We start from the raw sequence: 20,095 nt of genomic DNA on the forward strand, positions 1-20,095 counted from the left end.
TGTCATCTGATTACCTGGCGGACATTAAACTAAGAGAGAGCTCTATGAATCCTGAGCGTTCTGAACGCATTGAAATCCCCGTATTGCCGCTGCGCGATGTGGTGGTTTATCCGCACATGGTCATCCCCTTATTTGTCGGACGGGAAAAATCTATCCGTTGTCTGGAAGCGGCGATGGACCATGATAAAAAAATTATGCTGGTCGCGCAGAAAGAAGCTTCAACGGATGAGCCGGGTGTAAACGATCTTTTCACCGTCGGGACCGTGGCCTCTATATTGCAGATGCTGAAACTGCCTGACGGCACCGTCAAAGTGCTGGTCGAGGGGTTACAGCGCGCGCGTATTTCTGCGCTCTCTGACAATGGCGAACACTTTTCTGCGAAGGCGGAGTATCTGGAGTCCCCGACCATTGATGAGCGCGAACAGGAAGTGCTGGTGCGTACCGCAATCAGCCAGTTCGAAGGCTACATCAAGCTGAATAAGAAAATCCCACCAGAAGTGTTGACGTCGCTGAACAGCATCGACGATCCGGCGCGTCTGGCGGACACCATTGCCGCACATATGCCGCTAAAACTGGCTGACAAACAGTCCGTTCTTGAGATGTCCGACGTTAACGAACGTCTGGAATATCTGATGGCTATGATGGAGTCGGAAATCGATCTGCTGCAGGTTGAGAAACGTATTCGCAACCGCGTCAAAAAGCAGATGGAGAAATCCCAGCGTGAGTACTATCTGAACGAGCAAATGAAAGCTATTCAGAAAGAACTCGGTGAAATGGACGACGCGCCAGACGAAAATGAAGCGTTGAAGCGCAAAATCGACGCGGCGAAAATGCCAAAAGAGGCAAAAGAGAAAGCGGAAGCAGAATTGCAGAAGCTGAAAATGATGTCTCCAATGTCGGCAGAAGCGACCGTGGTGCGAGGTTATATCGACTGGATGGTGCAGGTGCCGTGGAATGCACGTAGCAAGGTCAAAAAAGACCTGCGTCAGGCGCAAGAAATCCTCGATACCGACCATTATGGTCTGGAACGTGTGAAAGATCGCATCCTTGAGTATCTCGCGGTTCAAAGCCGCGTAAATAAAATCAAGGGGCCGATCCTCTGCCTGGTTGGACCGCCGGGGGTAGGTAAAACTTCTCTGGGGCAGTCCATCGCTAAAGCTACCGGACGTAAATATGTCCGTATGGCGCTGGGCGGTGTGCGTGACGAAGCGGAAATCCGTGGTCACCGCCGTACTTACATCGGTTCTATGCCGGGTAAATTGATCCAGAAAATGGCGAAAGTGGGCGTGAAAAACCCGCTGTTCCTGCTCGATGAGATCGACAAAATGTCTTCTGACATGCGTGGCGATCCAGCTTCCGCACTGCTTGAAGTGCTGGATCCAGAGCAGAACGTGGCGTTCAGCGACCACTATCTGGAAGTGGATTACGACCTTAGCGACGTGATGTTTGTTGCGACGTCGAACTCCATGAATATTCCGGCGCCACTGCTGGATCGTATGGAAGTTATTCGTCTCTCTGGTTATACCGAAGATGAAAAACTGAACATCGCCAAACGTCACCTGCTGCCGAAGCAGATTGAACGTAATGCACTGAAAAAAGGTGAGCTGACCGTCGACGATAGCGCCATTATTGGCATTATTCGTTACTACACCCGTGAGGCGGGCGTGCGTGGTCTGGAGCGTGAAATCTCCAAACTATGCCGTAAAGCGGTTAAGCAGTTGTTGCTCGATAAGTCATTAAAACATATCGAAATTAACGGCGATAACCTGCATGACTACCTCGGTGTTCAGCGTTTCGACTATGGTCGCGCGGATAACGAAAACCGCGTTGGTCAGGTAACTGGTCTGGCGTGGACGGAAGTCGGCGGCGACTTGCTGACCATCGAGACAGCGTGTGTTCCAGGCAAAGGTAAACTCACTTACACCGGTTCGCTGGGCGAAGTGATGCAAGAGTCCATTCAGGCGGCGTTAACTGTGGTTCGCGCGCGTGCGGAAAAACTGGGGATCAATCCAGATTTTTACGAAAAACGCGACATCCACGTGCACGTACCGGAAGGTGCGACGCCGAAAGATGGTCCGAGCGCCGGTATTGCCATGTGCACCGCACTGGTTTCTTGCCTGACCGGTAACCCGGTTCGCGCCGATGTGGCGATGACTGGTGAGATTACTCTGCGTGGTCAGGTGTTGCCAATCGGCGGTTTGAAAGAAAAACTGCTGGCAGCGCACCGCGGCGGGATTAAAACAGTGTTAATTCCGTTTGAGAACAAACGCGATCTGGAAGAGATTCCGGACAACGTGATTGCCGATCTGGACATTCATCCTGTGAAGCGCATTGAGGAAGTTCTGACTCTGGCGCTGCAAAATGAACCGTCTGGAATGCAGGTTGTAACTGCAAAATAGTGACTTCGCGCAAATTGCACTAATAAAAAAAGGGCTGGTGGGTCAATTCGGGCTTGCCAGCCTTTTTTTGTCTCGTTAAGTTAGAGGGCGGATTAGGCTTGCCCTTATTAAGGGGTGTTGTAAGGGGATGGCTGGCCTGATATAACTGCTGCGCGTTCGCACCTTGAAGGATTCAAGTGCGGGATAAATTATAAAGAGGAAGAGAAGAGTGAATAAATCTCAATTGATTGACAAGATTGCTGCAGGGGCTGATATCTCTAAAGCTGCGGCTGGCCGTGCGTTAGATGCTATTATTGCTTCCGTAACTGAATCCCTGAAAGAAGGGGATGATGTAGCACTGGTTGGTTTTGGTACTTTTGCCGTTAAAGAGCGTGCTGCCCGTACTGGTCGCAACCCGCAGACCGGTAAAGAGATCACCATCGCTGCAGCTAAAGTACCGAGCTTCCGTGCAGGTAAAGCGCTGAAAGACGCGGTAAACTAAGTATTGTCCCCATTGGGGATGTGACGAAGTTCAAGGGCGCATCTACTGATGTGCCTTTTTTATTTGTATTCCGTGACTTTCTGCAAGTTGTGGGCTGACAATTGCCCCCGTTTCTTGTCACAATAGGCCTTTGCACGCAGCGATATGTTGCGTGAGGTATACAGTCACCTACAGCGGAGTGTTGTTACACCATGATGGACAGCTTACGCACGGCTGCAAACAGTCTCGTGCTCAAGATTATTTTCGGTATCATTATCGTGTCGTTCATATTGACCGGCGTGAGTGGTTACCTGATTGGCGGAGGCAATAACTACGCCGCAAAAGTGAATGACCTGGAAATCAGCCGCGGGCAGTTTGAGAACGCTTTCAACAGCGAGCGTAATCGGATGCAGCAACAGCTTGGCGATCAATACTCTGAGCTGGCTGCGAACGAAGGCTACATGAAAACCCTGCGTCAACAGGTGCTGAATCGTCTGATCGACGAGGCGCTGCTGGATCAGTACGCCCGCGAACTAAAACTGGGTGTCAGCGATGAGCAGGTTAAACAGGCTATTTTCGCAACCCCAGCCTTTCAGGTTGACGGCAAGTTTGATAACAGCCGCTATAACGGTATCCTCAACCAGATGGGGATGAGTGCCGATCAGTACGCACAGGCGCTGCGTAACCAGCTTATGACCCAACAACTGATTAACGGCGTTGCGGGCACTGACTTTATGCTAAAAGGTGAAACCGACGAGCTGGCAGCGCTGGTTGCTCAACAACGTGTAGTGCGTGAAGCGACTATCGACGTTAACGCTCTGGCGGCTAAGCAGGCAGTGACCGAACAGGAAATCGCCAGCTACTACGAGCAAAACAAAAACAGCTTCATGACTCCGGAACAATTCCGCGTGAGCTACATCAAACTGGATGCCGCAACGATGCAGCAACCGGTTAGTGATGCGGATATCCAGAGTTACTACGATCAGCATCAGGATCAATTCACCCAGCCGCAGCGTACCCGTTACAGCATCATCCAGACCAAAACTGAAGATGAAGCGAAAGCGGTACTTGATGAGCTGAACAAAGGTGGTGATTTTGCTGCGTTAGCAAAAGAAAAATCTGCCGATATTATCTCTGCCCGTAACGGCGGCGATATGGGTTGGTTAGAAGATGCCACTATCCCGGATGAACTGAAAAATGCTGGTCTGAAAGAAAAAGGCCAACTGTCCGGCGTCATCAAATCTTCGGTGGGTTTCTTGATCGTGCGTCTGGACGATATTCAGCCTGCGAAAGTGAAGTCGTTAGACGAAGTCCGTGACGACATCACGGCGAAAGTGAAACACGAAAAAGCCCTGGATGCGTACTACGCGCTGCAGCAGAAAGTGAGCGATGCGGCAAGCAACGACACCGAATCTCTGGCCGGTGCAGAGCAGGCTGCGGGTGTTAAAGCCACCCAGACTGGCTGGTTTAGTAAAGATAAACTGCCGGAAGAGTTAAACTTTAAGCCGGTTGCGGACGCTATCTTCAACGGCGGTCTGGTTGGTGAAAACGGTGCGCCGGGCATCAACTCTGACATCATCACCGTAGACGGCGATCGCGCATTCGTGCTGCGCATCAGCGAGCATAAACCAGAAGCGGTTAAACCATTGGCAGATGTTCAGGAACAGGTTAAAGCGCTGGTTCAGCACAACAAAGCTGAACAGCAGGCGAAAATCGATGCTGAAAAACTGCTGGTTGATCTGAAAGCGGGCAAGGGTGCGGAAGCTATGCAAGCTGCCGGTTTGAAATTTGGCGAGCCGAAAACCTTAAGTCGTTCCGGTCGTGACCCAATTAGCCAGGCCGCGTTTGCACTGCCTCTGCCAGCGAAAGACAAACCGAGCTACGGTATGGCGACCGATATGCAAGGTAATGTGGTTCTTCTGGCGCTGGACGAAGTGAAACAAGGCTCAATGCCGGAAGATCAGAAAAAAGCGATGGTGCAGGGTATCACCCAGAACAACGCACAAATCGTCTTTGAAGCGCTGATGAGTAACCTGCGTAAAGAGGCGAAAATCAAAATTGGCGACGCGCTGGAACAGCAATAATCCTGAAGCCGCTTCGCAAAAAAATGCTTTGTAGCTGTAACAAGAAAAGGTCGCTTTCGCGGCCTTTTCCATTTCTGAATATTGCCATTTGTTTACTGTTTTCACTGCCGTTAAGGTGATTCCACTGTTAACAAACAAGGAGAAAACAGTATGAAACACGGAATCAAAGCACTTCTCATTACTCTGTCTCTGGCTTGTGCCGGAATGTCTCATAGCGCGCTGGCGGCTGCCCCTACGGCGAAACCGGCAGCGGTAGAAACCAAAGCGGAGGCACCCGCAGCACAAAGCAAAGCGGCAATACCGGCGAAAGCCAGTGACGAAGAAGGCACCAGAGTCAGTATTAACAATGCCAGTGCGGAAGAGTTAGCCCGCGTTATGAATGGTGTTGGCCTGAAGAAAGCGCAGGCGATTGTCAGTTATCGGGAAGAGTACGGTCCGTTTAAAACGGTGGAAGATTTAAAACAGGTGCCGGGGATGGGCAATTCGCTGGTGGAACGTAACCTTGCGGTATTAAGTCTGTAATTAATTTGCATAGTGGCAATTTTTTGCCAGACTGAAGAGGTCATACCAGTTATGACCTCTGTGCTTATAACTGTTCTTATAACAACAACGTAAGGCTATTGCGCTATGCAAACACAAATCAAAGTTCGTGGATACCATCTCGATGTTTACCAGCACGTTAACAACGCTCGCTACCTTGAGTTTCTCGAAGAAGCCCGCTGGGATGGGCTGGAAAATAGCGACAGCTTTCAATGGATGACCGCCCATAACATCGCTTTTGTGGTAGTCAATATCAATATTAACTATCGCCGCCCGGCGGTGTTGAGCGACCTGCTGACCATTACCAGTCAGTTGCAGCAATTAAACGGTAAAAGCGGCATTTTAAGTCAAGTAATCACCCTTGAGCCGGAAGGACAGGTGGTGGCGGATGCGCTCATCACCTTTGTTTGTATTGATCTCAAAACGCAGAAAGCATTAGCCCTGGAAGGGGAACTGCGCGAAAAGCTGGAGCAGATGGTTCAGTAAACGTTTTGTTGTGCCGGATGCGACGCGGGGTGCGTCTTATCCGGCCTCCAGGCGTGATACAATCGTAGATCGGATCAGGCGACACCCCGAATAATTACTTCAATCCGGTCTTCTGTTTCATCGCCGTCATCACCGCCGATTTATCGGCCAGATAATGATTCAACCCGTTGGCACGCAGATTACACGCAGCACAATGACCGCAACCGTCGCCTTTAATGCCGTTATAGCAGGTCAACGTTTCGTTACGGACTAAATCCAGCTTGCCGTAATAATCCGCCAGCGCCCAGGTTTCCGCTTTATCAATCCACATCAACGGTGTTTCAAAGCGAATATCTTTCGCCATGCCCAGACTGACGGCATGGTTCAGTGCTTTCACAAACTCATCGCGGCAATCCGGGTAACCGGAGAAATCCGTTTCGCAGACGCCGGTAATTACTGCTTCTGCTTTTACCTGATACGCATATATTGCCGCCAGCGTCAGGAACAAAATATTACGCCCTGGGACAAACGTATTCGGGATACCATCGGCTTCAGGTTCATAATCTGGCACTGGAATGCTGTCACGCGTCAGGCTGCTAACCGCCAGCTCGTTGAGCAGCGTCACATCCAGCACCTTATGCGCGCGTGCCCCTAGTTTTAGCGCCAGTTCGCGGGCCACGTCGATCTCTGCGCGATGGCGCTGGCCGTAATCAAATGTCACGCAATGGACTTCATCATATTGCTGCAATGCTTGTACCAGACAGGTGGTGGAATCCTGGCCTCCACTGAACACAACGACAGCACGTTTCATAAATCATCCTGCTAAATCGGTAAAAACCTTATGGTAACGCCTGTGGTTAACCCCGACCAGTGCTTCATTGCGACGGTGCGGGAAGCCAGGCTTCGGTAAATTCAAACCAGCCGCGCGGCGTCAGACGGACACCGTTAACACCGGGCGGCGCGCTAATGCGATAGTGATAGTTAAACAGTGGTGTCAGCGTGGCGTTATCCATTAATTGTGTGAAGACCGCTTTCAGGGCATTATGTCGGTTTTCCTCATCAGGCATCAATTGCACGGCATCCAGTGTTGAGTGCAGATGTGCATATGTGCTGGCAGTGAAAACATGTGGCCAGAGCGGATCGCAACGCAGCCATTGCTCAAGGGTATATTCCGGTGCTTCGCCAATTAGTCTATCGCCCATCATCAAATCTGCCTGAGCCAGTGGGGTTGTGTCATCCCAGTTTTTCGCATGATGAAAAATAATCTTTAATTCGCAACCTTCTGCTGCCAGCGTCGTCCGTAGCTGTTCTGCCATAGCATGAAGTTCCACTGGCAGGTGATAAGCCAGCGTCAATGTTTCCGGTAGTTTGACCTCATCTGGCACTTCCCATTGCGGAATAGTCCAGCCAGGCAGCAATGCATTACTGGCGGTGATCAGGTTTTCTCCGACTTCTAACGTTTGCAGTAAACCAGATTGATGAATAATGGTGATCACTTTTCGCGCCTGCCAGAGGGTTAGTCGGGAGCTTTTGCGCAACGTTAAATAGCAAAAACCTAAACTGATGCCGCTACTGACCTGGCTGACCAGAGGCAGATCCTCGGGTTTACCGATAGTGATTTGCACTGGATGCTGACAACTGGTTCCCAAATCTTTTTCAAAAAGCGGTGGAGTTATCCAGTATTCAACCGCTTTTAGCAGTGGATGACGTAAATGGTAATAATCGTGACTTTCCAGACGCACCAGTTCCGCTGTGAATTGTGTTAAGCGAAAAGGACCGGTTCCCACCTGCGGGAATTGTGGATGCGCGAGATGACTGCAATAGCTTGCCAGCCGGTGGGCAAGCCAGTAATCGGGGCGATGTAAAAAGAAGGTCAGGCACTGCGGATGGGGGACTTCAATACGCTTCACGCTAATAAATAATTTACCCAATGCAGGTAGCTGGAGCAGCATCAACAACCGCTGATGCAGTTGCGTTGCTTTTACAGCATCGCCGTTATGCCAGTGCAGTGTTGAACGAAGATAAAAATCCCAGCGTAGCCCGTCAGTAGACGTTTCCCAGTGGTGCGCTAAATCGCCAATTGGGCGTTGCGTATTATTGTCGAAGCGGGTCAGGCCGGAAAAAACTTGCCCGGCGAGATGCTGCTCGGCACGGCCGGGCAAAAAGCCCGGTTGTAGCGGTTCGAGTGGGCGATAATAGGGGATACGCAACGTCGGTGTATCGTTATGCCATTGCCCGCCCATAAACGGTTGTAACAGGGTACGCAGCTCGCCAGGAGCCAGTTGCGCCAGCTCCAGCACATCCTGCTGTTTCCCGGTTTCCAGCGCCTGTTCCATCATCGTATTGCGCAGGAATTGCGGCGTCACCAGAAAGCGTAGTTGCCCGCGCTTTCCGCGTCCTGATTGCGCCTGCCACTCCAACCATCCAGCCTCCTGTGCCTGACGTAACAGTGTGCGCACATGCCGTTCGCTGCAAAAACAGCGTTCGGCCAGTTCGCTGACGGTCACGGACTGCGTCTCTCCCGCGGAAGGTTGCCACAGACGTTGATACTGGTTAAGACGGTTAAGCAGTCGCATATAAACCCGGAACAATATTATTTAACTATTCACTATTACTTCCGTATATATCAGGTGATACTCAATCACCATTAACCCTGTCACAGAGTGGAGAAAGAAATGGCTCGTCTGGCAGCATTTGATATGGACGGCACTTTATTGATGCCTGACCACCACTTAGGTGAGAAAACCCTCTCTACTCTGGCGCGCCTGCGTGAACGCGATATCACCCTTACTTTTGCTACGGGTCGCCATGCGTTGGAGATGCAGCACATTCTCGGGGCGCTATCGCTGGATGCGTATTTGATTACCGGCAACGGTACGCGCGTGCATTCTCTGGAAGGTGAATTGTTACATCGTGATGATTTACCTGCAGATGTGGCGGAACGGGTGCTCTATCAGAAGTGGGATACCCAGGCCAGCATGCATATCTTCAATGATGATGGCTGGTTTACCGAACGCGAAATTCCGGCGTTGTTGCAGGCATTTGTCTATAGCAAGTTTCGTTATCAGATTATCAATGTCAAAAAAATGCCTCTCGACCGCGTCACCAAGGTCTGTTTCTGTGGCGATCATGACGATCTTACGCGCTTGCAGATCCAACTACAGGAAGCATTAGGCGAGCGGGCACATTTGTGTTTTTCCGCGATTAATTGCCTGGAAGTACTGCCGGTGGGGTGCAATAAAGGCGCAGCGTTGGTGGTGCTGACCCAATATTTAGGTTTTTCGCTGCGCGACTGCATGGCCTTTGGCGATGCGATGAACGATCGTGAAATGTTAGGCAGCGTCGGCAGCGGCTTTATTATGGGCAATGCGATGCCGCAACTTCGCGCGGAACTCCCTCATTTACCGGTGATTGGACACTGCCGAAATCAGGCTGTCTCTCACTATTTGACGCACTGGCTGGACAATCCACATCTACCTTATTCCCCCGAATAACGAGATCCCTTCCAGCACCGGGCAATAGCCCGGTTTTTTTTGCTTTGAATTTGTCATTTTGTGCAGTGGCGTTTAAACCGCACAGAATAAATTGTCGGTATTTGACCTTTAAAATAGAATGAAAAGAGAAAATAATTCTCTGTGGGTGGGCTATGTTAGATAAAATTGATCGTAAGCTGCTGGCCTTACTACAGCAGGATTGTACCCTCTCTTTGCAGGCTCTGGCAGAAGCCGTTAATCTGACAACCACGCCTTGCTGGAAGCGTCTGAAACGGCTGGAGGATGACGGTATCCTTATCGGCAAAGTTGCCTTACTGGACCCGGAAAAAATTGGCCTCGGGCTGACCGCTTTTGTACTGATTAAAACGCAACATCACAGCAGCGAATGGTATTGCCGCTTTGTCACGGTGGTAACGGAAATGCCAGAAGTGCTGGGGTTCTGGCGCATGGCCGGTGAATACGATTATCTGATGCGTGTCCAGGTTGCCGACATGAAACGCTACGACGAGTTTTATAAGCGTCTGGTAAACAGCGTGCCAGGGCTGTCGGACGTTACTTCCAGTTTCGCGATGGAACAGATTAAATACACCACTTCTTTACCCATCGAATAAATATCCAAAATCAGGTCAGGACACAACGCGTGCGATTATTTGCTCAACTAAGCTGGTATTTCCGTCGGGAATGGCGTCGCTATCTCGGGGCTGTGGCCTTGCTTGTCATTATCGCGATGCTGCAACTGGTTCCGCCGAAAGTAGTCGGGATTGTGGTCGATGGCGTGACGGAACAACACTTTACGACCGGACAGATCCTGATGTGGATCGCCACTATGGTGCTGATTGCAGTCGTGGTTTATCTACTGCGTTATGTCTGGCGTGTACTGTTGTTCGGTGCGTCTTATCAACTGGCTGTTGAACTGCGTGAAGATTATTACCGCCAGTTAAGCCGCCAGCATCCAGAATTTTACCTGCGTCACCGGACGGGGGACTTAATGGCCCGCGCGACGAATGACGTTGATCGCGTGGTATTTGCCGCCGGGGAAGGGGTGCTGACGCTGGTGGATTCGCTGGTGATGGGCTGCGCGGTGCTGATTATGATGTCAACGCAAATTAGCTGGCAGTTGACCTTAATAGCGCTGCTGCCGATGCCGGTGATGGCGATCATGATCAAACGTAATGGCGACGCTTTACATGAGCGTTTTAAGCTGGCGCAGGCGGCGTTTTCCAGCCTCAACGACCGCACCCAGGAGAGCCTCACCAGTATCCGTATGATTAAAGCCTTTGGTCTGGAAGATCGCCAGTCGGCGCTATTTGCCGCAGATGCCGAGGACACTGGCAAGAAAAACATGCGTGTGGCACGTATTGATGCCCGTTTCGATCCGACCATCTATATCGCTATTGGGATGGCGAATTTACTGGCGATTGGTGGGGGAAGCTGGATGGTTGTGCAGGGCAGTTTAACACTGGGACAGCTCACCAGTTTTATGATGTATCTTGGCCTGATGATCTGGCCGATGCTGGCGCTGGCATGGATGTTTAACATTGTGGAACGCGGCAGCGCGGCGTACAGCCGTATTCGAACGATGCTGGCGGAAGCGCCGGTCGTCAAAGATGGTAGCGAAAGTGTGCCGGAAGGACGCGGTAAACTGGATGTGAATATTCGCCAGTTTACCTATCCGCAAACTCACCATCCTGCGCTGGAAAACGTCAGTTTCGTATTGAAGCCCGGTCAGATGCTGGGCATTTGCGGGCCGACCGGTTCCGGCAAAAGTACCGTGCTGTCACTCATTCAGCGTCATTTCGACGTCAGCGAGGGGGATATTCGCTTTCATGATATTCCTCTGACGCAGCTACAACTCGACAGTTGGCGTAGCCGCCTGGCAGTCGTCAGTCAGACGCCGTTCCTTTTTTCCGACACCGTGGCGAATAACATTGCGCTGGGTTGCCCGAATGCTACCCAGCAAGAGATTGAGCACGTAGCGCGTTTGGCCAGTGTGCATGACGATATTCTTCGTCTGCCGCAAGGTTACGACACAGAAGTGGGCGAACGTGGCGTGATGCTTTCCGGTGGCCAAAAACAGCGTATCTCCATTGCCCGGGCGTTACTGGTGAATGCGGAAATCCTCATTCTGGATGATGCGCTTTCTGCGGTGGACGGACGCACAGAGCACCAGATCCTGCATAACCTGCGCCAGTGGGGACAGGGGCGAACGGTCATCATCAGCGCCCATCGTCTTTCTGCACTGACAGAAGCCAGTGAAATAATTGTGATGCAGCACGGGCATATCGCTCAACGCGGCGATCATGATGTGCTGGCGCAACAAAGCGGCTGGTATCGCGATATGTATCGCTATCAACAACTGGAGGCGGCGCTTGACGATGCCCCTGAAATTCACGAGGAGGCCGTTGATGCGTAGTTTTAGCCAACTGTGGCCGACTCTGAAGCGCCTGTTAGCATACGGTTCGCCGTGGCGTAAGCCGCTGGGTATTGCGGTTCTGATGATGTGGGTTGCAGCAGCGGCAGAAGTGAGTGGGCCGCTGCTCATCAGCTATTTTATCGACAATATGGTGGCGAAAAATAATCTGCCGTTGAAGATGGTTGTTGGTCTGGCGGTGGCGTATGTTGGGCTGCAACTGCTTGCCGCCGGACTGCACTACGCGCAGTCGTTGTTGTTTAACCGGGCGGCGGTTGGCGTTGTACAACAGTTGCGTACCGACGTGATGGATGCTGCGCTACGCCAGCCATTAAGTGAGTTTGATACCCAGCCGGTCGGGCAGGTCATTTCCCGCGTCACCAATGACACAGAAGTGATCCGCGATCTCTACGTTACCGTGGTCGCAACCGTTTTGCGTAGCGCCGCACTTGTGGGTGCGATGCTGGTGGCGATGTTCAGTCTCGACTGGCGAATGGCGCTGGTGGCAATAATGATCTTCCCGGTCGTGCTGGTGGTGATGGTGATATACCAGCGTTACAGTACGCCGATTGTCCGCCGCGTGCGCGCCTATCTGGCGGATATCAATGACGGTTTTAACGAAATCATCAATGGCATGAGCGTTATCCAGCAGTTCCGTCAGCAGGCGCGATTTGGTGAACGTATGGGGGAGGCCAGCCGTTCGCACTATATGGCGCGAATGCAAACCCTGCGGCTCGACGGCTTTTTACTGCGACCACTGCTTAGTCTGTTTTCATCGCTCATTCTTTGCGGTTTGTTGATGCTGTTTGGTTTCTCTGCCAGTGGCACTATTGAAGTGGGCGTGTTGTATGCGTTTATCAGCTATCTGGGGCGACTTAACGAACCATTAATCGAACTGACCACGCAACAGGCAATGCTGCAACAGGCTGTTGTCGCAGGTGAGCGTGTATTTGAACTGATGGACGGGCCGCGCCAGCAATATGGCAATGATGATCGCCCGTTACAGAGCGGCACCATTGACGTCGATAATGTGTCGTTTGCCTATCGTGATGACAATCTGGTACTGAAAAACATTAATCTGTCTGTGCCTTCGCGCAACTTTGTGGCGCTGGTCGGGCATACCGGCAGTGGCAAAAGCACTTTGGCAAGTTTGCTGATGGGCTATTACCCGCTAACGGAAGGCGAGATTCGTCTCGACGGCCGTCCGTTAAGTTCGCTAAGTCACAGCGCGCTGCGCCAGGGCGTGGCAATGGTGCAGCAAGATCCGGTTGTGCTGGCGGATTCCTTCCTGGCGAACGTTACGCTGGGGCGTGATATCTCCGAAGAACGCGTCTGGCAAGCGCTGGAAACGGTGCAACTGGCAGAGCTGGCGCGCAGTATGAGCGATGGCATTTATACGCCGTTGGGCGAGCAGGGGAATAATCTCTCAGTCGGGCAAAAACAGTTGCTGGCGCTGGCGCGCGTGCTGGTAGAAACACCGCAAATCCTGATCCTTGATGAAGCAACCGCCAGTATTGATTCCGGTACTGAACAGGCGATTCAGCACGCCCTGGCGGCGGTGCGCGAACATACTACGCTGGTGGTGATCGCTCACCGCTTATCGACCATTGTTGATGCCGACACCATTCTGGTGCTTCATCGTGGACAAGCCGTGGAGCAGGGGACGCACCAGCAACTGCTTGCGGCTCAGGGACGTTACTGGCAGATGTACCAACTGCAACTTGCAGGAGAAGAACTGGCTGCCAGCGTACGTGAAGAGGAATCGTTGAGCGCCTGATTAGCGCAAAATTTCATCGTTGGTGCAAAAATGCAACGCACTGTGCACTGTCATAGTGCGTTTTTGTTTTCAATCACCTTTGCGTCCTGCTTTCCCTCTCGTTTTTCATTTCTGGCACACCGCTTGCAATACCTTCTTCGTGTAGCAGAACCATTACCGAATTCTGACCGGAGGGGATCTATGAAGCTGGTGACCGTGATAATCAAACCATTCAAGCTGGAAGACGTTCGTGAAGCGTTATCTTCCATTGGCATCCAGGGCCTGACCGTCACTGAAGTGAAAGGTTTCGGGCGTCAGAAAGGGCATGCTGAGCTGTACCGTGGCGCGGAATACAGCGTCAATTTCCTGCCAAAAGTAAAAATCGATGTGGCGATTGCCGATGATCAACTCGATGAAGTGATCGATATCGTCAGCAAGGCGGCTTACACCGGAAAAATTGGCGACGGCAAAATCTTTGTCGCTGAATTGCAACGCGTCATTCGTATCCGTACCGGCGAAGCCGACGAAGCGGCGCTGTAATCTCTGGCACACAGCAACAGGACTGAAAAATGAAGATAGCGACGATAAAAACTGGGCTTGCTTCACTGGCGATGCTGCCAGGACTGGCAATGGCTGCTCCTGCGGTGGCAGATAAAGCCGACAATGCGTTTATGATGATTTGTACTGCGCTGGTGCTGTTTATGACTGTTCCGGGTATCGCGCTGTTTTATGGTGGCCTGATTCGCGGTAAAAACGTGCTGTCGATGCTGACACAGGTGACCGTGACCTTTGCATTGGTTTGTATTCTCTGGGTGGTTTACGGCTACTCACTGGCGTTTGGCGAGGGCAACAACTTCTTTGGCAACATTAACTGGTTAATGTTGAAAAATATCGAATTGACCGCGGTAATGGGCAGTATCTATCAGTATATCCACGTGGCGTTTCAGGGATCGTTTGCCTGTATTACCGTTGGCTTGATCGTCGGGGCGCTGGCGGAGAGGATTCGCTTCTCGGCAGTGTTAATCTTCGTGGTGGTGTGGTTGACGCTCTCTTACATTCCGATTGCGCATATGGTCTGGGGAGGCGGTTTGCTGGCTTCCCACGGTGCGCTGGATTTTGCCGGTGGCACAGTGGTGCACATTAACGCCGCAATCGCCGGTCTGGTAGGCGCGTATCTGGTCGGTAAACGCGTGGGCTTTGGCAAAGAGGCGTTTAAACCGCACAACCTGCCGATGGTCTTTACCGGAACTGCCATTCTTTATATCGGGTGGTTTGGTTTTAACGCCGGGTCTGCGGGCACGGCAAACGAAATTGCGGCACTGGCGTTTGTTAACACCGTGGTAGCAACGGCGGCGGCAATTCTTGGCTGGATCTTCGGTGAATGGGCACTGCGCGGTAAACCTTCTCTGCTGGGGGCTTGCTCTGGTGCGATTGCCGGTCTGGTCGGCGTGACGCCTGCCTGTGGTTACATTGGTGTTGGCGGCGCGTTGATTATCGGCGTGGTAGCTGGTCTGGCAGGCTTGTGGGGCGTTACTATGTTGAAACGTCTGCTGCGGGTGGATGATCCCTGCGATGTCTTCGGTGTACACGGCGTTTGCGGTATTGTCGGCTGTATCATGACCGGAATTTTTGCCGCCAGTTCGCTGGGCGGTGTGGGCTTCGCGGAAGGTGTGACGATGGGCCATCAGGTGTTGGTACAACTGGAAAGTATCGCCATTACGATCGTCTGGTCTGGTGTGGTGGCGTTTATCGGCTACAAACTGGCGGATTTGACGGTTGGCCTGCGTGTACCGGAAGAACAGGAACGTGAAGGGCTGGACGTCAACAGCCACGGCGAAAATGCCTATAACGCGTAACCTGCAATCAAATACAAATTTGCCTGATGCGCTGTGCTTATCAGGCCGACAATAAAAATCACAATTTATTGAATTTACAAGAATTGGTAGGCCGGATAAGGCGTTTACGCCGCCACCGGCATCAACAAAAGCACGTTACCAACAATCTGACAGCCGGACGGTTTTCACCTCCGGCTGTTTTTTAATTGTGATTACGCATTACCCCTTCCTGAACGGTCGAGGCAATCAGCATGCCGTCCTGGGTATAAAACTCACCACGCACAAATCCGCGGGCACTGGACGCTGACGTGCTCTCCACGCTATACAGCAGCCATTCGTTTAAATTAAACGGTCGATGGAACCACATGGAATGGTCGATGGTAGCAATTTGAATCCCCGGTTCGAGAAAACCGATGCCGTGCGGCTGTAAAGCTACTGGCAAGAAATTGAGGTCAGAGGCATAACCGAGCAGGTACTGATGAACGCGCAGATCATCCGGCACGCTGCCGTTCGCGCGGATCCACACCTGACGATGGGGGGCTGCGACGTGGCCTTTCAGTGGGTTATGAAACTCCACCGGACGGACTTCCAGCGGACGATCACAGATAAATTTATCTTTCAGCACTGGCGGTAACAAGTGGGCCAGCGACTGGGCGATTTGCGTTTCCGAAGGCAGACCATCAGGCGCAGGGGCTGGAGGCATCTCTTTTTGGTGTTCGAAACCCGCTTCCGGTGCCTGGAAAGAGGCCGTCATATAAAAGATCGGTTTGCCGTTTTGAATAGCAGCCACACGACGGGCGCTGAAACTGTTGCCGTCGCGCAGCGTTTCGACATCGTAAATAATCGGCTTTTTACTGTCGCCAGGGCGAAGAAAGTAGCTGTGGAACGAATGCACCAGACGCTCTTCGGGAACTGTCTCTTTTGCAGCATACAGCGCCTGACCCACGACCTGGCCACCAAACACCTGGCGTAAACCTAAATCTTCACTCTGGCCGCGAAAGAGTCCTTCCTCAATTTTTTCCAGATTCAACAATGTCAGTAAATTTTTTAAGGCCTGACTCATATTAACTCTCCAGTAACAAAGCTGCCGCAGCAAGCCAAAGTGAGTTGAGTATAACGCAATTTTGTTACTGGTCCGATGGGTGCAATGGTCTGAATTACTGGCTAAATGCAGGCGTTAATACGTGACATGTGCCACACTTATTGACGTTACTATTTTGTTAACCACTCTTCCGGCGAGGAAAGTTAGCCCGCTGGTGCATTGATAATAAGGAGAAGTGAATGAAACTCGTGCACATGGCCAGTGGTTTAGCGGTTGCGATTGCGTTGGCGGCTTGCGCGGATAAAAGCGCGGATATCCAGACGCCAGCACCGGCTGCAAATACGTCTATTGCAGCGACACAGCAACCTGCTATACAACAACCGAATGTTTCCGGTACGGTCTGGATCCGTCAGAAAGTCGCACTGCCGCCTGACGCCGTGCTGACCGTGACACTTTCTGACGCGTCGTTAGCGGATGCGCCTTCTAAAGTTCTGGCGCAGAAAGCAGTACGTACCGAAGGTAAACAGTCACCGTTCAGTTTTGTTCTGCCATTTAACCCGGCAGACGTTCAGCCGAATGCGCGTATCCTGTTGAGTGCGGCGGTTACCGTCAACGACAAACTGGTGTTTATCACCGATACCGTTCAACCGGTGATCAATCAGGGCGGAACCAAAGCTGACCTGATATTAGTGCCGGTTCAGCAAACCGCCGTGCCGGTTCAGGCCAGCGGTGGCGCAACAACCACTGTACCGTCGACTTCCCCGACACAAGTGAATCCGTCTTCGGCAGTTCCAGCACCTACGCAATACTAAGCGCCATTAACCCTCTCCGTCCGGAGAGGGTTAATAAATCCAGCGATAACGCTGCAAGTCGATTTGCCCGCTTCCCGACACCATCACACCTTCTGCCAGCAACGCCTGCCGCTGACGCTGTAAATCTGGGCCGGTTAACGAAATTGTGCCATGGCGATTAACCACCCGGTGCCAGGGCAAGGTGCTGCCTTCGGGTAGGCGCTTTAACACAGCGCCTACCTGGCGCGCGGCGCGGGGTGATCCTGCCAGTTTTGCGACATCACCGTAGGTGGTGACATAGCCTTCGGGAATAGCGGCTACGATTTGCCAGACGCGTTGGGGAAATGAATCTTCTTTTTCCATCTTTTCTTCCTGAGGTAATTTTTCAGCATAATCTGGAAAAACGCCTGAGTGAAGCCGCATTGCGCAAGAAAGCAGCATCTGGCACGCAATGGGTTGCAATTAGCAGGGGCAGCAGTGATAATGCGCCTGCGCGTTGGTTCTCAACGCTCTCAATGGGGGCTCTGTTGGTTCTCCCGCAACGCTACTCTGTTTACCAGGTCAGGTCCGGAAGGAAGCAGCCAAGGCAGATGACGCGTGTGCCGGGATGTAGCTGGCAGGGCCCCCACCCATTTCTGTTTCCCCGCCGTTTCGTCAAAAAATCTCAATGTGGCTAAACTTTAATCACGACTGACGCTGCAGGAATTGCCTGACTGCGCAGTACGCTTCGGAGGAGTTTCTGATGAAGTATGTTGATGGGTTTGTTGTTGCTGTTCCTGCCGAAAATAAGGATGCCTACCGGGAAATGGCCGCAAAGGCCGCGCCACTGTTTAAAGAGTTTGGCGCGCTTCGCATTGTCGAATGTTGGGCCAGCGATGTGCCAAACGGCAAAGTGACCGATTTTCGCATGGCAGTGAAAGCGGAAGAGAATGAGGAAGTGGTGTTTAGCTGGATTGAATATCCTTCAAAAGAGGTCCGCGACGCTGCCAATCAAAAAATGATGTCTGACCCACGGATGAAAGAGTTCGGTGAATCAATGCCGTTTGATGGCAAACGGATGATTTACGGTGGGTTCGAGTCAATCATCGACGAGTAGCGTGACGGGCTGTGCGGCGTGCCGCCAGCCCCTAATTCAGAGATGCTGTTTTGCCCAGATAATGAAATCTTCTTTTGGCAAAGCTTTGCTGTACAACCAGCCCTGACCGTAGTGCACACCATGCTGGCGTAGCCACTCTTCCTGTTTGCTGGTTTCGATGCCTTCCGCCACCATTTTCAGCTTCAGCGTTTTTGCCATTTCGATGATATGCGGGGTGACATTTTTATATTCCAGTGCGTCAACGAAGGATTTATCTATTTTCAGAATATCGACATCCAGATCCTGCAAATAACTTAAGCTCGAATAACCAGTACCGAAATCATCCAGATAAATATCATGACCGGCTTCCCGGTAGCGAGAAATGATCGGAGCGCTGGTTTTCGGATCGGCAAACTCGCGCTCTGTGAGTTCAAGCGCGATCTGTTTAGGGTTAACCTGGTAGTGGTTGATCATTTTCCCCAGGAGTTGCGGAATTTTTTCCGATGTGAGCACAGTAGATTCCAGATTGATTGAAATATGCTGGTTCGGGTGTTGTCGCAGCCAGTCGCCCATATCTTCAAATACGTTTCTTATAATCAGCAGCGTCAGTGGTTCAGAAAGACCCGTTTGCTGTGCCAGCGGGATGAAACTATCCGGTGACAACCAGCTACCGTCCGTCTGTGGCCAACGTGCCAGTGCTTCGGCACCGACAATTTTGCCATTGGCTAAGGAGACAATCGGCTGATAATGTACGCAAATATCACGGTTTTCGATGGCATCTTGCAGTCGGTGATGCGGTGACTGGAGGCGGCGCAAAATACGAAACACAAATATCGCTGCCAGCAGACCAATTAATAACCCAACAGGTAACCAAATAAAGACCTGCCGATACCAGCTTGTTTGCAACATTTTCGTTGGAGCCCAGGTGATGATGGAAATATTCATCTCCGGGAGGGGCTGGATGTCGTAAATAATTCCATTATTTTCGATATGCTCACCGGGCGTTTTTTGTAGTTGGGTAATAATGCCCCGGGCAATTTCATCGCTGCTGGTTATGACAGTATTATGGGCATTGCCAATAATGGCGGCATCAATTTGCCATGAGCTATAAGGAATTACGTCGATAAAGGAGGCAGGATCGATCATTACTACGTAATGTGCGGTTCCCATAGCAACCATGTAACGGGTGATACCTAAGTCGTTGTGCGAGGTTAACCAGACACGATAACCCTCTTTTGAAATCCTCCCCGGCTCCGGGAAGGTATCCGGTGGGCTTTCGTGTTCCAGAGAAGAGCACTGGGGAATGTTGTTATCGATATAGACCACTTCCTGAATATAGCGATAGCTGTATGAAACCCGGCGCATTTCCATGAGATGTTCTTCACTACAGGCTCCACCTTGCCATCTTTCCAGCTCTTGCAGCGCATCTTTTCCTTGCATCGCCACTTTATTGGCCCGAATAGCGACACGGGAAGAATAGGTATTCAACTCCTCAATAAATGACGCTTCTACCTGCTGATGGGCCAACCAGACGCTTAAGCCGACAGGCAGCAGTACTGAAAGTATAAGTACACCTGAAATCAGGCTGACCAGATGTCGTGTTCTCACCAGCATGTCCTTATTAACACAGTGTAGGGAAAGTATATCTGATCGTGAAAAAAGGCTGGCAAGAGATCAGTGGTTAGGACGGGGATTTCATGCAGTGACAGGTGGCAACGATCGTTGTCAATTGACCAGGCGTAGA

The 20,095-nt window shown here is 51.6% G+C and carries 18 protein-coding genes and 1 other RNA gene; 14 read left to right on the forward strand and 5 right to left on the reverse strand.

The window, feature by feature from the left end:
- The first annotated feature begins 44 nt into the window (after positions 1–44).
- From lon to fadM, 5 genes are all read left to right on the forward strand, one after another.
- A complete protein-coding gene (gene lon, locus A1WG_RS06965; protein WP_001295325.1) occupies positions 45–2,399 on the forward strand; it encodes an endopeptidase La in 2,355 nt (784 codons plus the stop codon).
- Positions 2,400–2,589: 190 nt separating this feature from the next.
- Positions 2,590–2,880 (forward strand): nucleoid-associated protein HU-beta, encoded by a 291-nt coding sequence (gene hupB, locus A1WG_RS06960; protein ID WP_254892905.1) that lies wholly within the window; start codon positions 2,590–2,592, stop codon positions 2,878–2,880.
- A 191-nt stretch (positions 2,881–3,071) separates the two neighbouring features.
- A complete protein-coding gene (gene ppiD, locus A1WG_RS06955) occupies positions 3,072–4,943 on the forward strand; it encodes a peptidylprolyl isomerase (RefSeq protein WP_000969351.1) in 1,872 nt (623 codons plus the stop codon).
- A gap of 150 nt (positions 4,944–5,093) precedes the next feature.
- Positions 5,094–5,465 carry a helix-hairpin-helix domain-containing protein gene (locus A1WG_RS06950; protein ID WP_000680305.1) on the forward strand — a complete coding sequence of 124 codons (372 nt, stop codon included), beginning with the start codon at positions 5,094–5,096 and terminating at the stop codon, positions 5,463–5,465.
- A 105-nt stretch (positions 5,466–5,570) separates the two neighbouring features.
- A complete protein-coding gene (gene fadM, locus A1WG_RS06945) occupies positions 5,571–5,969 on the forward strand; it encodes a long-chain acyl-CoA thioesterase FadM (protein WP_001194535.1) in 399 nt (132 codons plus the stop codon).
- Between the two features lie 94 nt (positions 5,970–6,063).
- On the opposite strand, the gene queC is transcribed toward fadM, so the two are convergent.
- Both queC and A1WG_RS06935 read right to left on the reverse strand, forming a co-directional pair.
- On the reverse strand, positions 6,064–6,759 hold the full coding sequence (gene queC, locus A1WG_RS06940; protein ID WP_001515891.1) for a 7-cyano-7-deazaguanine synthase QueC: 696 nt from the start codon (positions 6,757–6,759) through the stop codon (positions 6,064–6,066).
- A 64-nt stretch (positions 6,760–6,823) separates the two neighbouring features.
- Positions 6,824–8,524: an SgrR family transcriptional regulator gene (locus A1WG_RS06935; protein WP_001238185.1), complete on the reverse strand. Its 1,701-nt coding sequence runs from the start codon at positions 8,522–8,524 to the stop codon at positions 6,824–6,826.
- A gap of 99 nt (positions 8,525–8,623) precedes the next feature.
- On the opposite strand from A1WG_RS06935, the gene cof reads away from it, so the two are divergent.
- From cof to amtB, 6 genes are all read left to right on the forward strand, one after another.
- Positions 8,624–9,442: an HMP-PP phosphatase gene (cof, locus tag A1WG_RS06930; RefSeq protein ID WP_001515892.1), complete on the forward strand. Its 819-nt coding sequence runs from the start codon at positions 8,624–8,626 to the stop codon at positions 9,440–9,442.
- 152 nt (positions 9,443–9,594) lie between these two features.
- A complete protein-coding gene (gene decR / locus A1WG_RS06925) occupies positions 9,595–10,053 on the forward strand; it encodes a DNA-binding transcriptional regulator DecR (RefSeq protein ID WP_000884589.1) in 459 nt (152 codons plus the stop codon).
- A gap of 29 nt (positions 10,054–10,082) precedes the next feature.
- Positions 10,083–11,855 (forward strand): SmdA family multidrug ABC transporter permease/ATP-binding protein, encoded by a 1,773-nt coding sequence (locus A1WG_RS06920; RefSeq protein WP_001515893.1) that lies wholly within the window; start codon positions 10,083–10,085, stop codon positions 11,853–11,855.
- The gene (locus tag A1WG_RS06915) at positions 11,848–13,629 is read left to right on the forward strand and encodes a SmdB family multidrug efflux ABC transporter permease/ATP-binding protein (protein ID WP_001256183.1); all 1,782 of its coding nucleotides are present in this window, start codon (positions 11,848–11,850) and stop codon (positions 13,627–13,629) included. Before A1WG_RS06920 ends, A1WG_RS06915 begins: the two co-directional genes overlap by 8 nt.
- A gap of 180 nt (positions 13,630–13,809) precedes the next feature.
- Positions 13,810–14,148, forward strand: coding sequence for a P-II family nitrogen regulator (gene glnK / locus A1WG_RS06910; RefSeq protein ID WP_000780338.1), 339 nt, complete (start codon positions 13,810–13,812; stop codon positions 14,146–14,148).
- Between the two features lie 29 nt (positions 14,149–14,177).
- A complete protein-coding gene (gene amtB / locus A1WG_RS06905; protein ID WP_001515894.1) occupies positions 14,178–15,464 on the forward strand; it encodes an ammonium transporter AmtB in 1,287 nt (428 codons plus the stop codon).
- A 181-nt stretch (positions 15,465–15,645) separates the two neighbouring features.
- On the opposite strand, the gene tesB is transcribed toward amtB, so the two are convergent.
- A complete protein-coding gene (gene tesB / locus A1WG_RS06900) occupies positions 15,646–16,506 on the reverse strand; it encodes an acyl-CoA thioesterase II (RefSeq protein WP_000075873.1) in 861 nt (286 codons plus the stop codon).
- Positions 16,507–16,724: 218 nt separating this feature from the next.
- Here tesB and A1WG_RS06895 point away from each other — a divergent pair, with 218 nt between their 5' ends.
- Positions 16,725–17,297 (forward strand): YbaY family lipoprotein, encoded by a 573-nt coding sequence (locus A1WG_RS06895; RefSeq protein WP_001515895.1) that lies wholly within the window; start codon positions 16,725–16,727, stop codon positions 17,295–17,297.
- 30 nt (positions 17,298–17,327) lie between these two features.
- Here the strand turns inward: A1WG_RS06895 and A1WG_RS06890 are convergent, their stop codons facing one another.
- Positions 17,328–17,639: an MGMT family protein gene (locus A1WG_RS06890; protein WP_000409903.1), complete on the reverse strand. Its 312-nt coding sequence runs from the start codon at positions 17,637–17,639 to the stop codon at positions 17,328–17,330.
- 162 nt (positions 17,640–17,801) lie between these two features.
- On the opposite strand from A1WG_RS06890, the gene ffs reads away from it, so the two are divergent.
- Positions 17,802–17,898, forward strand: an RNA gene (gene ffs, locus A1WG_RS23600) — signal recognition particle sRNA small type.
- A 120-nt stretch (positions 17,899–18,018) separates the two neighbouring features.
- Entirely contained in the window at positions 18,019–18,372 is a 354-nt protein-coding gene (locus tag A1WG_RS06885; protein ID WP_000878149.1) for a DUF1428 domain-containing protein, read from the forward strand.
- A 36-nt stretch (positions 18,373–18,408) separates the two neighbouring features.
- Here A1WG_RS06885 and A1WG_RS06880 read toward each other — a convergent pair whose 3' ends face one another.
- Positions 18,409–19,959, reverse strand: a complete 1,551-nt coding sequence (locus A1WG_RS06880; RefSeq protein WP_016242602.1) for an EAL domain-containing protein — start codon at positions 19,957–19,959, stop codon at positions 18,409–18,411.
- Between the last annotated feature and the right edge of the window lie 136 nt (positions 19,960–20,095).

Origin of the sequence: Escherichia sp. KTE96 (genome assembly GCF_000408525.1) — a bacterium.
Lineage (GTDB): Bacteria > Pseudomonadota > Gammaproteobacteria > Enterobacterales > Enterobacteriaceae > Escherichia > Escherichia marmotae.